This window comes from Opitutaceae bacterium TAV5 (assembly GCA_000242935.3).
In the GTDB taxonomy this organism is placed as follows: domain Bacteria; phylum Verrucomicrobiota; class Verrucomicrobiia; order Opitutales; family Opitutaceae; genus Geminisphaera.
In genome coordinates, this window is record CP007053.1 from 3,890,429 (window position 1) to 3,904,868 (window position 14,440).

The window sequence follows — 14,440 nt, forward strand, 5'->3', positions numbered from 1 at the left end:
ACGCATCGGAATGCGGATGCCGGCAAAACCGGCTGCGGACGTTTCATTTCGGAACGTGTGACGGCTCGATGGCCGTTTGCGATCGAGCCGTCACGTTTCGGCACCTAGAGCGGACTTGCCTTGCGTCGGAAGCGTCCCGGCCGGATCGGCGCGGATGGGCGGATTTTTGCGAATTGCAGGGCCTGCCGCGAGATTTCGACCTGCCGGGGCTGTCGGTATCGGCCAAATACCGGGCCGTGGGCAACGGCGTGCCGGTGCCGATGGCTCGCGTGATTGCGAGGGCGGTGCGCGCCCGCGGACAGTCACGTTTTGTCCGCTTGTGCGCGTGCGGTTGCGGCCGTCCGCTGTCCATTCGGCAAAAGTGCGCCACACCCGCTTGTCGAAAACGCCTGGAGCGCGCCAGGCGCGCCGCCTGATAACGGCGTTTGTGGTTGGGGGGACGGGGTGGAGTGGTTCCGGTGCATGGTGATTTCAGGGCATTTTGCGGCATTTCCGGGCGGTTTCATCCGGTTCCGGGCGATTGCGGGCGATTGGCGAGCTTTCGCCCTGTGTGGAAACGGCGGATACAAGGGGCTCACCCGTTCACCGAACCAATGATCAAGAAAATCACCTCCACAGTCACGGCCGCACTCAAATCCGGCCAGTTCTGGGCCGGCTTCGCGGCCGGCATCGTCGTAGGCGTCGCCTACCGCGGGAAAATCCCCGCCGTCATCACCACCAACGCCAGCAAGCTCCCCGGCGCGAGCGCCTGAGAGTAACGGAATAATAACTACAAAACCGTTACCACGGATCAAACATCATGGCTCTCATCGTAAATCCCATCCTCGGCATCGAAGGCGTGACGGCTGGCGGCAATGCAACCGGCTCCCTCCGGGTCGGCCCGCGTTATCACACCCTCGTCTTTTTTACCTACCTGAACGGGGCGCTTGTCGCCGCCGATTCGGTCATCGGCCGCGTCCGCCTGATGGTGAACAAAAAGGACATCCGCTCCCTGTTCGCTGCCGAAATCCTCAAAATCAACGCGTTCAACAAGCATCCGGACACAGCCGGCGCGCTCTCCATCCATTTTGCGGAGCCGTGGCAGACGGACGTTGACGCGATGATCCGTACCGCCTGGGACACGACCGGCGAACAGTCCTTCACGTTCAGCCTCGAACTCAAAACGCAGGCAGAACCTACCGACATTGTGCGGATCGAAGCCATCCAAGTCTACGACAACGGCCATCTTTTCTCCGCTGATGGAAAGACGCTGGTGAAGTTCATCATGCGCCAGCTTCGCACGACCTACAACGCCGGCGCGGGTCAGTACGACATCACGGACAAGTATGTCGGCAACCGCATCGCTCGTCTGTTTTTCGACGGTCCTTCGAATATCACCGATCTCGAAATCGTCGCGGACAATCTCAAGATTCACGACGCCACCAGGGTCGAAAACAACACCCTGCTTGACCGCTACGGCATGGACCCGACGCAATTCAAATATGCGTACGTGGCGGACATCATCGGCCGGACCGAATGGCTGATGGCGAGCGAAACGCTCAACCTGCAACTGGAGTCCGCTGCCGGCCAGACCATCACGGTCATCGACGAATCCCTGACGGGCAGTTTCGCCTGATTCGTTCCACCATCCGAAACCTTCACCGTTCGCGCCGCGCCTGTCATCGCGCCGTCGGCCTTGTAACCGGCCGGCGCGCCATGCCAGGCGCGGGCGGCGCAATTACTCATGGCTACTTCTTCCGGGGCGGATGCCTCAACTTCCGGTTTTTTTTCCAACCTGTTTTCCGGTGTCCTCAATACCGGAACGCAAATCGCGACCACTCTTGTCCAGGGCAAGGTTGACCAGAAAGCGGCCGAAAACGCCGCGAAGCTCGCCGCCACCCAGGCAGCGGCCGGAACATCGCAGGCCGCAACGCCTGCGACCGGGACCGGCTCCAAGCTGTCGCCCGGCTACTGGATCGCCTTTGTGGCGGTCGGCGTCGTGGCGTTGATCTCCATCGTTCTAATCGCCCGCCGTCGCTGATTCCCATGTTACCAGCTATCGCAGGAATTGCGTCCTCATTATTCGGAGGCGGGGACGCGGCCGCTCCCGGCAACGTCTTGGGCGGGAGTATCAATATCGGCAGCAAGGTCGTAGGATCGGGCAAGGCCACGACAACACAGGATGTGCCTGCCGAGACAGCGGCCGCGACGGCCGCTGTCAACTGGTCTGTGTTGGCGGTACAGATCGGCATCGCCCTGGCTGCGCTGGTAGCTGCCGGCATGCTGCTGTTTGCACTCCTCCGCGGACCGACTCCCTCCCGCTCCCGCAAAAAGAAAGGCTGAACATGGGACTCTTTTCGTCATCGAAATCGGACGCGTCAACGAAGGTCACTGACCAGAGCAACAACGTTGCGGATGGCGCTCTCGGCCTCGCTGCCAGCGGCAAGGGTGCCAGTGCGGCCAATGCACAGGATCAGGCTGTATCGGTGTCGGGGTCGAAAAACACCGTCGATCAGAGCGTAAGCCTGACGGACAATTCCGGGAGCATTCAGGGGCTCAAGGGCAACAACAACACCATCGTCATGCAGACGACAGACCACGGCGCCGTTGATGCGTCGATGGGTCTCGCCAGCGATGCTCTTGCCGCGCAGTACCTGACTGCTGACAGCGCCATCAATGCGCAGTCTAGGACGGCGGAAAATGCCCTTGCGGCAAACGTGCTGGTCACATCCGACGCATTCGACCTTGTGGACAAAACGACGGCCGATGCTCTCGATGCCACCCGCTCCGCCAGCGCCGACAGTCGCGCAGTTGCGACGGCGGCGCTCGAATCCAATGAATCCGTTGTCGGCAGCGCTCTCGGTTTTGCCGGGGACGCCCTCTCGGGTGCCCTGGATGCCAACCGTGCGACGACAGCGGACGCTTTTGCGCTGGTCAGCAACACGGCAGGCAAGGCGCTGGACACCGTAGCCACCGGCAACGACAAGGCATTCGATACGCTCTCGCGTGCCGTCGAACACATGCAGACGGTCACGCTCGAAACGATCAATTCCGCCCGGGCGCAATCGCAGGATGAAAACGCCACCAGCGAACGCCTGATCGGCGGCATGGCGGAGAAATTCGCGCAAAACCAGAGCCCCGGACTCGCCGAAAACAAATATTGGATCGGAGCCGCCGCCGCTCTCGGAATCGCTTTTCTCGCTCTCGGCCGGCCGACTCAGGCCGGACCAACCCCGCGCCCCGCTTCATCCGCCGCGAAGAGCGGCAAACGCACGAAAAACGTCACGCCTGCCCGGCGTAAAACCGGCTCCAAATGATCCAACATCACAGCAACGTCTATAACCTGATCATTCCGCACGGACAACCCACCGCGCTGAACGCTGCGGGAAAATTTCTTTATGTGGTCGATGCCAGCGGTCCGGTCGAACTGAAGGTTGATGACATGTCGCCGAGTATCCTGCGGGCAGGGCAAGGCATGATTTTCGACGGCACGTTTGAGCGCATCGAACTGCAAAGTCCGGAAGGCGTACGGATGCCGGTCAAGCTGTGGATTGGCTTCACTGCGTTCATCGACAACCGGCAATCCGTCGTGCCGGCCAAAACCCGGGATCACGCCCGCGCAGACGGTGCAATCGGACCGAACACGAAGGTTGATTTTGCAGGCCGTTACGAGGCTTCGGACATCCAGCGGAAGAGCATCCTTGTATCCAATCTGGATACGACGCTTTCGGTCGAACTCCTGGACGCGGCCGGCAATGTCATGCTGAACATCTGGCCGCAAACCAGCATCGTGCACGAAACCTCCGGCCCGGTCTCTGTGCGCAACCCGAACGCGAACGCCGTTTCCGTGCGCATCTCGGAGACGATTTTCACTGCCTGACCGCGTGAACATCCAGGCACAGCCCACGCCCCGGCTCTACACGCCCCGCATCCCGTCATGGGCCGCGGGCGCGTCGTTCTGGCGTGATTTCGTGGGCAATCCGAATCTCAACCCGCCCGGCGCGGCTGGCGGCCCGATCACGTTTACCCGCGCTTCGGCCGCGACGCGAATCAACGCGGCTTGCCTGTTTGAGACGCTCGGTCCGGATGTCCCTGCGTTCGACTTCGATCCGCTTACTGGTCTTTGCGACGGATTTCGCGTGGAAGGGGCGCGGACAAACATTGTATATCAATCAGCGAACCCGGGCGCGTCGTCAGGCCATGAAAATATGATATTTGAGTCAGGGCCGGATGGATACAAGCTGATCCCGACTGCGAACCCCTCGCTCCAACACTGGGCACGTATAGGAAATATGCCGACCGCCATCGGTACGATTTACACCTGCTCAATTTGGGTAAAGGCGGCAGAGTATCAGTTCGCTCAATTTACGCTGTCATCCGGTTTCGCTCCTGATTTTTGGTTGACTGTCAATTTAGCGACCGGGCAACCCTCCTATGTCTCGCCCGGCCTGTCCGTCTACCGTATCAAGCGCGAGGGAGAGTTTTGGCGTATTTCGATTACTGCCTCAGCCAATGCCGTGAGCGCAACGGGCAGTATCATCGTTGTGCCGCTCCCCGTTTCATACACCAACCGATTGCCGCTCTATGCGACCGATGGTGTTTCCGGAATCGTCTTCAGTCGGTCGCAGATGGAGGCAGGTGCATTCCCCTCCAGTTACATCCCCACGGCGGGGGCTGCCGCGACGCGAGCGGCTGATATCTCCATACTCGATTCCTCTGCATTTGCCGCCGCATATGCGCAAAACGAAGGGACGGTTTTCGTGGAATGGATGCTGCCTCTGAACACAGGGGGCAATCAAACGATACTGGATTTCGATGGCTCATCCGGGGGCAATCGCTGGCAAATCCACCGGAATTCCGGGAGTAACGATATTAGGCTCTACACCGCCGTGTCGCCAAACTCTCGGGAAATCCGAATCGGCGGCTTGCTGGACGGTGCGATTGCGCGCAACGCGCTGGCATGGTCCGGCGGCCGGGCGAACTGGAATTATGCAACGAATGGAGTCACAGGAACCACTACCGCGACGGCCCAAGTCGATCCCCTCAACAAAATGAGAATCGGCACGGGTTACAATGGTACTGAGGCATCTTACGGATACATCCGCCGACTGGCACTCTATCCCCACGCCCTCACCGCCGCCCAACTCTCCGCACTCACCACTATCACCTAGCCGACTCAACAACCGCGTCGGCTCATGCCTACCACCATGAGCACGTCACCTCATCCCGAATACATGGATTTGTTTTACAGATTCCCGACCGAAGCAGAAGCCCGCGAAATCCTCGCAGACTACCTCGCTCCCGACGACTCCGGCGCGCTGCAATGGCTCACGTCGGGCGATGGCTTCGCACTCGATCTCATTGGCCCGCTGTCCGACGTGATCCCGTCCGACGATCCGGAGGCGGAACCGCTCATCCTCCCGTTGCCCGGCTGGCATCTGAACCTGCGCACATGGGGCAACCATGTCGCGCCGGACACCGGCCGCATCACTCCCGACCATCCCCGCCGCGTATGGGCTTGACAAATGAACATCCAGGCATGCCCGACTCCGCGCCTCTACACACGTCCGCCGCTCGGTGTGCGGCGTGTGATTCTGTACGCGACGGCGGGAGTCTCTGCGCAGGATGCCGCATTGACGCCAATCCCGCGCATGGGCGAGACCACGGCGGCCGGTGTGTCGCTGCATTCGGCCAGCTACGCGCAGACGTATTTCCCGCCGATGGTCATCGACGGCCCGTCGCATTCGGACGCCGCCGCCGCCTCGGTTGTGCTGCTCTCCGCATCCTGCGCGCAGACCTATTTCCCGCCCGTGATCATCGACGGCCCGGCACACGCCCACACTGCCAACGCGGGCGTCACGCTCCTGTCGGCCAGCTACGCGCAAACGTACTGGCCTCCTGTGCCCGTTGACCGGGCTTTCACCGCCGCCACCACAGCCACCGTTTCACTCCTTTCCGCCTCCTATGTCGATTCACGCACTTAACGCCCGATGCACCGTTTCCTATCGACGAGAAATCCTCGAAAACGGCAAGGTTGTCCGCACCCACCGGAATACCAAAAACCTGATTCTGGATAGCGGCATGGACATGATTGCCACCGTCTGGTGGCACGAACTTATCCGGTATTGCCACCTCGGCAAAGGAATAACCCCCACCAAACGCACGCCCGGCGACGGCACGCTCTTCCGCTACCTCGCCGCAACTCCTAACCAGTTGCGCGCCCGTAAAGACGGAGTGGATACGTCATTTTTCGCGGCGTCGGATGTTGGTCGCATGATGCGGCTGGATTCCGGCCTAGAATGCCGGATTACCGGATACACGTCGGCCGCGGTGGTCACGGTCAACGTCACGAAGGGCGGCGGCGTCGATCATGTCGATCAGGTCGGCACGATCTACCATGTCGAACAGACGAGGCTGGACGACCATCTGCGCCAGCTCGATCCCGACAATTCGCTGGACAATTCGGCGGTGTGGGACGGTCCGACTTCCACCTGGCGTTACCGTCACACGTTCCTCGGTCCGGTCGAAACCGCAAATGTCGCCTATACGGAAATCGGCTGGTCAAACGGCGATCCGAACAAGCTGTTTGGCCGTGACCTCATCCCGGGCGGTGGCGATGCCCTGACGCCGAACCAGCGTTACCGCGTCGTGGTCGATTTGTATGTCACCATCGACACCGCCCACCATGATGTTGACGCACCCGGCGACGGCATCGCCGACCTGACGGGGACGGCGGGCGTGGAAGACATCGCCTATTTCCACCCCGGCAGGGATTGGCACCTGTTCCTTGCCTCCGGAGCCGAAGCGACCACGCCGTTGCGTGATCCCGCCTCGGATGTTTACGGACCGCCCGGCGACGTGTCGGACAGCACAACCAACGCGCATCAACCCTACGTGTCCGGGAGCTACCGGTGCGTCCTCGGATGGCAATTCGTCGGCGGCGAAAACGGCCTCGGCAAAAACGGAATCCGGGCGGTCGGCATCTGGTCAGGCTGGTACTGGTACGGCAACCGCTGCGTCTACCGCGTCATTCTCGACGCGCCTTTCGACAAGGCACCCTTTTTCACTCTCACGATCCGCTTTGTGTTTTCGTGGGGGCGAATTCTCGAACCCATCGCGTAACACAAAAACACTACACCATGAGCGCAGCCACAGATCTTGTCGCACAATATGCCCGGGAATCGACCGGACTTGCTGACCTTCCGATGGATCAATGGACGGATAAACAGCGGACTGCCTATCTGGATGCCGTCGCCAGATTCCGGAAGGAAAACCCGTCCCTGTTCACTCCCGACGAACTGAAAGCGGCCGACAACTACGGCAGCGCCGCCGCCGCGCCGGCTCCCGAATTTGACCTTTGGGACGCAACCAAAGAGGCGCTGGCAGAAAGCACGTCCAAAGTGTTCGGCGGCATCGGCAACGGCGTCTCTCTCGCCGTCCCCGTCTGGCTCCGCTGGCTCATTGGCGGCGCCATCGTCGCTTTCATCATCAACCACGTCGCGCCTTTCCTTCCCCGTTCCCGCAAATGACGCACCGCACCCATCATCTCGCCGCCTTGGCCGGAACTGCCATCAGCGCCATCGGCGCGCTCACGCCGTCCGATTGGGCACACCTCGCCGCCGCCTTCTCCGGCCTCGCTGCCGGGACTTACTACGCCGTGCAGGCCGCAACGGCCGCGCATCGCCTCATCCTCCGTCTCCGCCGTCGTCACCGCGCCACCAAATGAAAACACGAATCCTCATCCTCGCTCTTGCCCTGCCTCTCGCCGGATGCGTGTCCGGCCATCAGTCGTCACTGTGGAAACCGTGGACATGGGGGCAGGGAGCCGCCGCCGCCCGCCTGGAGAAGGCCGAGAGCAAGCAGGCGACGGAAGAAGCCGCCCTTGTCGATGCCGCCCAGGTCGAAACCGTCAAAACCCAGGCGGCGCTTTTGCGTGCAGAGGATTCGCGACCGGTGGAGGTTGCGCGCCGGACCAATGACAACGCCGTCTCCCTGCTCAACCAGCGGAAGCCGATCAGCGCGGCCGCTCAGGCCGAAGCGATGGACATCGTGCGCGGCCTGTTGAGCGAAGAGACAGCAAAACGCGAAGCGGCCGAACAACGGCAACTCGCGGCCGAATCGGACAACCTCAAACTCTCCCGAGACCTCGAAGCCACCCGGAAGGCTCTTGGCGAGTTGAGCGCAGAGGCCAAAGCGGAGGCCGCCAAAAACCTCGAACTGGCAAACGAGCTTCGCCGCCGCACCTGGTATGCCTGGGCGGGCGGTATTGTTTCCGCCGTGCTCACCGTCGCCGCCATTGCCTACCGGCTGAACCTTGGCCGGCTGCAAACCGGCGTCGGCAACGCGTTGGCGTCGCTGCAATCCCGATACGGCACCTCTGACGAGGACGTGAAGGCCATCCGTGCCGAAATCGACGCGATGGCCGGACTTGCCACGCAAAAGGGCATTGCCGGCGCGCTCGGCAAGGCCCTCGCCAGATCCTGATTTTTCCCGTCATGAAAAAACGCACCAAAACCAGAAAACGGAAAATCCCGCTCGCCAAGCCTGCCACCCGGAAGCGCGCCGCAAAGATCGTCGGCCGCGCCGGGGGTTATGCCACGGCCCGCAAACGCTGCCGCAAGCGCAACAACGTTTACAGACTCGCCGGCCGCAAGGTCTCCCGCGCCAGACGCCACCGCCGTTGACACCCGCCGCCGCTTTTGGCATCGGGGGGCGCAGACGATGAACATCTTCGGCATTTTCGCACTGGCCGGACTCGCAACCTGGCTGATTGCTCCGGGACGCGGCGGCGGAGGAGGAGGGAAAGGCAAACGCCCTCCCGTCCCCCGTGCCGCGCCAATCCCCCGCCCGTACAAAATCCATCACACGGAACATGCCGTTGATCGGGAACTCTCTGATCGTGCCATCACGAGAGAAATGGTTGAAAAAGCGATTCGTGAAGGGCAGGCAGTCCCGACGATGGAAATCGGCAAACACGGCGGGGACAAATTCACGTTTCACAAAGCGATTACTATCGTGAACAAGAAGGGGCAGCGAATTTTCCGGAAAGTGGTTGTCGTAGGGGAAGTCCTGGATAACAACTGCTGGGTAGTCACGACGTACAATGAAAACTGAGAAACAATGGAAGGTTCCCGACAACGCGTTGCCGACGATGGCGGTATTGGGGGATCGGCTGTACCTGAAATTCAAGCCGGGAACCCCTGTCGATCACACCGTGCCCGTCAAAAACTCCCCTCTTGTACTTGTCGATGTGGCGGAAAACGGCGAAGTGCTCGGCATCGAGCGCATTCCCGAACCACGTTCATGGTCCGTCGAGTCGATCTGCAAGGAAGCTCGGGTAAAAATTCCCGCCGCCGTCGCCGCCCGAACCAAGGTCAAGGTTCACCGGGAAGAGGCCGCCGTCGCCTGAATCGCCAGCCCGCTCCGGCGGGCTTTTTTGTGACCGCTCGATCGTGACCCGGCGCCGGCGTGTCACGCCGGCAACGTCACAAGTGCGATGTTGCTATTGTCCACGCGCTGGACAAATAAAGACGAATGAAACCGGATTCACAGTCTGTAACGCCCCGGCGAATCGCTGTCTTTGCCGTTGCGGCCGGTGCGTTCGCACTCATTGCCGCGTGTCTGATTCGTCGGAGTCCGGTGGTTTTAGTGCCGTGTGAAAACCAATCTCACGGCGTCCCGATCCGGGAGACGGCATCGGTTGCGCCGGATCAGGGACCGGTTCAGGTTTGGGCCTGAGCCCCAGCCACACCAAAGCGCCTGCAACAAAGGCAGCGAGAAGGGCAAGAAGGCCCGCCCAAAATCCATCATCGAAACGGTCTTTCATTGGTGTTATTATGGTTTGCTCCGTCGCGCCTTGGTGACCAGTTCGCGCAAGACGGGGAGCAACTCTTCGACCGCCTCCGGTTTTGTCGCTGCATAGCCGGGTTCCCATATCTGCCACAACTGATCCCCTCGTATGCGTTTCGCCTTCCAGCGCCGACGCCTGAACCGGAGAATCACCTTGCCACCTGTCTGCTTGGCCGGAATGGAGCGGACATCGTGTACCAGCGTGAAATAGTCGTCATAAGAGATTTCCCCCTCTTTGACCGGCTCGTTCGCGCGGTGAGCAATGGCATGTTCCGGCACATCCGGAGATTGCTTGTGCAACAATTCGGCAAGCTCCTCTGTCAGCGCCTTCAATTCACGCCGCTTGGCTGTCTGCTCTGGGGTGGACTTCATTCGATTGGTTCTCCGGTTGTGAAATCGTACATCAGGCGGCTATTTCCGGGTTTTCCCGACCTTAACACGTCCTTCGGTCGCCATTCTGCGAATGCGCTCTTTCGCGTGGATACCTTTGTTCCGAGCTGATGTTACTGCTGGCGAGGTATCAAAATCCTCGCCAGACGGGACACTTTCTACCCATTTGTCGGAGGTAGACACTCGCGATTTTCCGGCACTCGCTTCCGCCGGGGCTGCTGTCGAGCCCTCTGGATTTTGGAAAATTTCCGGAGTTATTTTTACCGGAAACGAAAACCACCCTTCTTTATTGAAAAACGCGACTGCGGCGGCGACTAAACCGCGGACAATCTCCGCTTGACCTATGTGATGTTTGGCTTCGATGGCCTCCAATCCCGACTGGAGATCAGAGGAAACGCGAACGCTAAGCTGACCAGTTTTTTTGGGCATATCACATCATTAACATAGCATTGTTAGCACCCCGATTCGTTTTTTGGTTGCAAATGCACCACGATGCACCGCATTCGAAGGACATGGGCCAAGAAGAACAACTAGCCACCCGGAAGCGGATCGCCGCGAAACTGGGCATCCCCCCTCGGTCACTGAGGCGCTACTTGAGCGATAGCGGGTTAATAATCGTCAACGGATGTCCTTGCCGCTCTCCCCGCAGGGGATTCACCGCCAAAGGGACAGAACTGCGCCAGGGAAGCCATCACCCGCACGCGCATTGTGAGCCGCACAGTTTCTGGACGATTACCGTGGCACAGAGGGAGCATACCAGTGCCGAGAGGCATCAAGCGCTGATCACTCGCTTGCATGAGTTATTCCGGGGCGTGGGGCATATCGAAATCCAATTTTCCCCGGCTGCACCGTCGTGCTCCTGCGACGGTAAACGGCCCACACCGCAGCCGGGGACCTGATTTTCCCTCCCCGCGCCGGCGAGCTTTGCTCTGGTCGGCAAAGCCCCGGCGCGAGGGAGGTTCAATGTAATAGAAAATCAAATACCGACCAGACAACCGACCAAAGCAATGAAGACTGAAAAAAACACCGCTCCCGCCAAAGAAACTGCGCCCATGCTGCGCATTAGCCTGCACGGAGATATTGTCATCCCCGCCACGGCCGACATCAACAGCCTGCTGCGCATCCTGATGGGTGCCCGCAAGGTCGAGACTGTTACCAAGGCTCCCGGGTTCGATGACGGTTACACCGGGAATGATACCCGGTATATGACTGGTCCCGTTATTCCGACCATCGCGCCTCTGACGGAGCTACTGTTTGACACCGAAGAAGAGGCGACCGCCGCAAGGGTGGAAAATTATCACAAGGAAAAAGCGGAGCATGAGGCATACCTCGCCCGTCGCGCCGCCCGCGAAGCCGCCGCATCAGCCGCCTGACATGCCCGAAAAACTGCTAGCTACCGCCGCCGCCCAAGCTGAAGCCATCGGCGTTTCGCGCTGGACAATCCAGGCGATGCGCAAGGCATCACGAGGGCAGAAAGATTCGCCGTTTTGCGGCCGTTATTCGACCGCAAAGCGGCTCACGGAATGGATGTTTGCGCATCCCGGGTTTGTCGCGTCTCACCAGTACCCTAAGCGGAAAGACCACCAAGAGCAGCCACTGCCGCCGACAGGTCCGGAGCCTGTAACCGCTGGTAAATCTGATGCACCATCGCGCTGGCGTGGCCTACGAAACGCATCGCCTGCTGGATCGGCACTCCTGCCCGCGCCAACTGCGTGATGACCGTTACTCTTGTGCAATGAAAACAGAGATGGCCCAAGCCCACTTCCCGGAAAAACAACCACCAGTCTTTACTGGCCATCTTCGGCAACTGGCACAGGTGCTGCGCGCCAGCCGCCTGCAATTCCTTGATCAGCGGCTTCAGGCCGGGGTGGAGCTGAGTGGTGAAAACCTTGCGTCCCTCGTCGCCTCGCCCCTTGGCGGAAAACCGGATCGTGTTGGCGTCCAGATCGACGGCTTCCATCGGGACGGCGGTTTCCGTGAGCCTGCATCCCTGATGAATGGCGACCTCGAAGCAGACCGTCATCCAGCGTTGAGTGACCGGCAAATGGGCTTCGCGCTTCGCCAGTTCGGAGCGGATTTTTGCCAGTTCATCTTTGGTTATTTCCGGCTTCTGCTTTGGGCTGGCGCGTTTCAGGCCGGTGCGGTGGCAGGGGTTGCCCTGAGCGTAGCCCCGGCGCACGGCTTCACGCATGACGACGCCAAGGGTTTTCACGTCGAACAGGGCGGTATTGCGGTGAATGGGTCTGAGGGATCGGCGTCCCTGGCCGATGCGCCAAGGTACGTAATCGCAAACATGCTGGTAGGTGAGAGCGGCGGGAATGGAGATGCCTTTTTCGGCGAGGTAGCGATGCACCGGTTTCCAGCCATTCAGCATTCGCTGGAGGGTTTTGGGGTGGAGATAGTGAGCGCGCAAAAAATCCTCTGCCCAATTTTCCCACGCTTCTTTTTTAACAAACTGGCGTTGATGCTTTGCTGCAACGGATTTTTCGACGGCCATATCGAAGGCTTTCCGGTGTCCGGCCGGATCATCGACGCGAAAGGGTGTGACCCGATGCACCCGCTTGCGGGAAACGGGGTCGAAGTAGGAAATATACCAGTTGGGGCGGTTGCCTCGTTTGTAAATGGATGCGTCGGCGGGCATGGCAGCACATGGCAGCAAGCGAGCCAAACGGACGCAACATCTTCCCTCGTAACTACCTCATTACCACCAACATTTTTATTCTTGCGGTTGAGTCGAGAGTTCGATTCTCTCCAGCCGCACCACGCTTTCACGCGCAATGGATACAAAAAAAATCCTCATCACGGGAGTCACGCGCGGTCTGGGAAAAGCTCTGGCGGAGGAGTTCATCCGGCTCGGCCACACCGTGATCGGTTGCGGTCGTTCGGCCGAAGGCATTCTCGACCTGCGTTTTGCCCACGGGGCTCCGCATCGTTTCGATGTGCTCGACGTCGCCGGGACCAGCAAGGTCGAGGTCTGGTCCGAAACCCTGCTCACCTCGCACGGAGCGCCCGACCTGCTGCTCAACAACGCCGGGCTCATCAACTCGCCCGCTCCGCTCTGGAAGGTGCCGGCGGAGGAGTTTGCCCGCGTGATCGATGTAAATATCAAGGGACCGGCCAACCTCGCGCGCGCATTTCTCCCGGCGATGATCGCGCGCGGCAGCGGCGTGATCGTGAATTTCAGCTCGGGGTGGGGGCGCTCGGTCGATGCCAACGTCGCTCCCTATTGCGCCTCCAAGTGGGCGATCGAGGGGATGACGCTCGCGCTGGCTGCCGAACTGCCGGCCGGTCTTGCCGCTGTGCCCCTCAACCCGGGAATCATCGACACCGCCATGTTGCGCCAGAGTTTCGGCGAGGAAGCGGCTTCCGCTTACCCCGATCCCGATGCGTGGGTAAAAATCGCGGCGCCCTTCCTGTTGCAGCTCGGCCCGAAGGACAATGGCCGGCAGCTTACCGTGGGCGAGTGAGCCGGGCTGGCGCGCCGACGGCGAGGGAGGCTGGCAACCCGGACCGGACAAACGGCGAACGGAAGCGCCGGTGCGCCTCCCGCTCAGGCGAGCTGGCCGAGGAGTTCGCGGGCCTGCCGGTCGAAATCGCGCCAGGCGCGCCAGGGCGCGGCGGGGAGACCGCTGCGATGCAGCATGGTCTGGGCGCGGGCGAGACCGTCGTTCAGACGCTGCTTGAACGTATCGGCGGAGAGATCGCCGCGCTTGAGGATTTCCAGGTCGGGCCAGTCGGGATCGCCGGGGACGGGACCCGTGGAGCCGGAAGGGGCAGCCGGTTTGGCCGCAGCCGTCGCCGCCAGGCCGGAGGGCCGGTGCGGAGCCGCCGATCCTCCCGACGAGGAGGAGACCGCGGGGCTGGTGCCGTTGCCGGAAGCGACGAGGCTGCCGCTCGGGGGCGCCGCGGGTTTGGCCTTGCCGATCAGCCAGTCGGGCAACACGTCGAGGATCGTGGCGATGATGCGAACCTCGGTCAGCGTTGCATCAATATAGCCGCATTCCAGGCGCGATATATGCGTGACCTTGAAATAGGAAAGGCCGGCCTCATGGATGATATTGGCCAGTTGTCCCTGGGAGAACCCTTGTTGCATGCGGGCCTCGCGTAACTGCGACGCGATGCGCCATTTTCTCGGTTCGGTCGGAGCGTTGATCATCTTGTCGACAAGATTTCAGTGGTAATCAGCAAGGAGAATAAAACAGTCGGGCGGCGCAGCAAGTCG

The 14,440-nt window shown here is 60.8% G+C and carries 21 protein-coding genes; 18 read left to right on the forward strand and 3 right to left on the reverse strand.

The window, feature by feature from the left end:
• The first annotated feature begins 593 nt into the window (after window positions 1-593).
• The 16 genes from OPIT5_16675 (at window position 594) to OPIT5_16750 (ending at window position 9,388) form a co-directional block, all read left to right on the forward strand.
• Window positions 594-752 (forward strand): hypothetical protein, encoded by a 159-nt coding sequence (locus tag OPIT5_16675; GenBank protein ID AHF94459.1) that lies wholly within the window; start codon window positions 594-596, stop codon window positions 750-752.
• A 47-nt stretch (window positions 753-799) separates the two neighbouring features.
• Window positions 800-1,615 carry a hypothetical protein gene (locus OPIT5_16680; protein ID AHF94460.1) on the forward strand — a complete coding sequence of 272 codons (816 nt, stop codon included), beginning with the start codon at window positions 800-802 and terminating at the stop codon, window positions 1,613-1,615.
• Window positions 1,616-1,723: 108 nt separating this feature from the next.
• The gene (locus OPIT5_16685) at window positions 1,724-2,020 is read left to right on the forward strand and encodes a hypothetical protein (protein ID AHF94461.1); all 297 of its coding nucleotides are present in this window, start codon (window positions 1,724-1,726) and stop codon (window positions 2,018-2,020) included.
• A 5-nt stretch (window positions 2,021-2,025) separates the two neighbouring features.
• Entirely contained in the window at window positions 2,026-2,322 is a 297-nt protein-coding gene (locus OPIT5_16690; protein AHF94462.1) for a hypothetical protein, read from the forward strand.
• A gap of 2 nt (window positions 2,323-2,324) precedes the next feature.
• The gene (locus OPIT5_16695; GenBank protein ID AHF94463.1) at window positions 2,325-3,296 is read left to right on the forward strand and encodes a hypothetical protein; all 972 of its coding nucleotides are present in this window, start codon (window positions 2,325-2,327) and stop codon (window positions 3,294-3,296) included.
• Window positions 3,293-3,859 carry a hypothetical protein gene (locus OPIT5_16700; GenBank protein AHF94464.1) on the forward strand — a complete coding sequence of 189 codons (567 nt, stop codon included), beginning with the start codon at window positions 3,293-3,295 and terminating at the stop codon, window positions 3,857-3,859. The genes OPIT5_16695 and OPIT5_16700 overlap by 4 nt, the downstream gene beginning before the upstream one ends.
• 4 nt (window positions 3,860-3,863) lie before the next feature.
• A complete protein-coding gene (locus tag OPIT5_16705) occupies window positions 3,864-5,150 on the forward strand; it encodes a hypothetical protein (protein ID AHF94465.1) in 1,287 nt (428 codons plus the stop codon).
• A gap of 24 nt (window positions 5,151-5,174) precedes the next feature.
• A complete protein-coding gene (locus tag OPIT5_16710) occupies window positions 5,175-5,501 on the forward strand; it encodes a hypothetical protein (protein ID AHF91610.1) in 327 nt (108 codons plus the stop codon).
• Between the two features lie 3 nt (window positions 5,502-5,504).
• Entirely contained in the window at window positions 5,505-5,963 is a 459-nt protein-coding gene (locus OPIT5_16715) for a hypothetical protein (GenBank protein ID AHF91611.1), read from the forward strand.
• Complete coding sequence (locus OPIT5_16720) at window positions 5,944-7,101, forward strand: hypothetical protein (GenBank protein AHF91612.1); 1,158 nt, start codon at window positions 5,944-5,946, stop codon at window positions 7,099-7,101. Before OPIT5_16715 ends, OPIT5_16720 begins: the two co-directional genes overlap by 20 nt.
• An 83-nt stretch (window positions 7,102-7,184) precedes the next feature.
• Window positions 7,185-7,508: a hypothetical protein gene (locus OPIT5_16725; GenBank protein AHF94466.1), complete on the forward strand. Its 324-nt coding sequence runs from the start codon at window positions 7,185-7,187 to the stop codon at window positions 7,506-7,508.
• Window positions 7,505-7,705 carry a hypothetical protein gene (locus tag OPIT5_16730; protein ID AHF94467.1) on the forward strand — a complete coding sequence of 67 codons (201 nt, stop codon included), beginning with the start codon at window positions 7,505-7,507 and terminating at the stop codon, window positions 7,703-7,705. The genes OPIT5_16725 and OPIT5_16730 overlap by 4 nt, the downstream gene beginning before the upstream one ends.
• Window positions 7,702-8,463, forward strand: a complete 762-nt coding sequence (locus OPIT5_16735; GenBank protein AHF91613.1) for a hypothetical protein — start codon at window positions 7,702-7,704, stop codon at window positions 8,461-8,463. Before OPIT5_16730 ends, OPIT5_16735 begins: the two co-directional genes overlap by 4 nt.
• Window positions 8,464-8,474: 11 nt before the next feature.
• On the forward strand, window positions 8,475-8,663 hold the full coding sequence (locus OPIT5_16740; protein AHF91614.1) for a hypothetical protein: 189 nt from the start codon (window positions 8,475-8,477) through the stop codon (window positions 8,661-8,663).
• Window positions 8,664-8,700: 37 nt separating this feature from the next.
• Window positions 8,701-9,093, forward strand: coding sequence for a hypothetical protein (locus tag OPIT5_16745; protein AHF94468.1), 393 nt, complete (start codon window positions 8,701-8,703; stop codon window positions 9,091-9,093).
• Window positions 9,083-9,388, forward strand: coding sequence for a hypothetical protein (locus OPIT5_16750; protein ID AHF94469.1), 306 nt, complete (start codon window positions 9,083-9,085; stop codon window positions 9,386-9,388). The genes OPIT5_16745 and OPIT5_16750 overlap by 11 nt, the downstream gene beginning before the upstream one ends.
• 425 nt (window positions 9,389-9,813) lie before the next feature.
• On the opposite strand, the gene OPIT5_16755 is transcribed toward OPIT5_16750, so the two are convergent.
• Entirely contained in the window at window positions 9,814-10,200 is a 387-nt protein-coding gene (locus OPIT5_16755) for a hypothetical protein (GenBank protein AHF94470.1), read from the reverse strand.
• A 1,025-nt stretch (window positions 10,201-11,225) separates the two neighbouring features.
• Here OPIT5_16755 and OPIT5_16760 point away from each other — a divergent pair.
• Window positions 11,226-11,591: a hypothetical protein gene (locus tag OPIT5_16760; GenBank protein AHF94471.1), complete on the forward strand. Its 366-nt coding sequence runs from the start codon at window positions 11,226-11,228 to the stop codon at window positions 11,589-11,591.
• Between the two features lie 194 nt (window positions 11,592-11,785).
• Here the strand turns inward: OPIT5_16760 and OPIT5_16765 are convergent, their stop codons facing one another.
• On the reverse strand, window positions 11,786-12,859 hold the full coding sequence (locus OPIT5_16765) for an integrase (protein AHF91615.1): 1,074 nt from the start codon (window positions 12,857-12,859) through the stop codon (window positions 11,786-11,788).
• A 136-nt stretch (window positions 12,860-12,995) separates the two neighbouring features.
• Between OPIT5_16765 and OPIT5_16770 the strand changes: the two genes are divergently transcribed.
• Complete coding sequence (locus OPIT5_16770) at window positions 12,996-13,685, forward strand: oxidoreductase (protein AHF91616.1); 690 nt, start codon at window positions 12,996-12,998, stop codon at window positions 13,683-13,685.
• A gap of 83 nt (window positions 13,686-13,768) precedes the next feature.
• Here the strand turns inward: OPIT5_16770 and OPIT5_16775 are convergent, their stop codons facing one another.
• Complete coding sequence (locus tag OPIT5_16775) at window positions 13,769-14,374, reverse strand: XRE family transcriptional regulator (protein AHF91617.1); 606 nt, start codon at window positions 14,372-14,374, stop codon at window positions 13,769-13,771.
• Window positions 14,375-14,440: the final 66 nt, after the last annotated feature.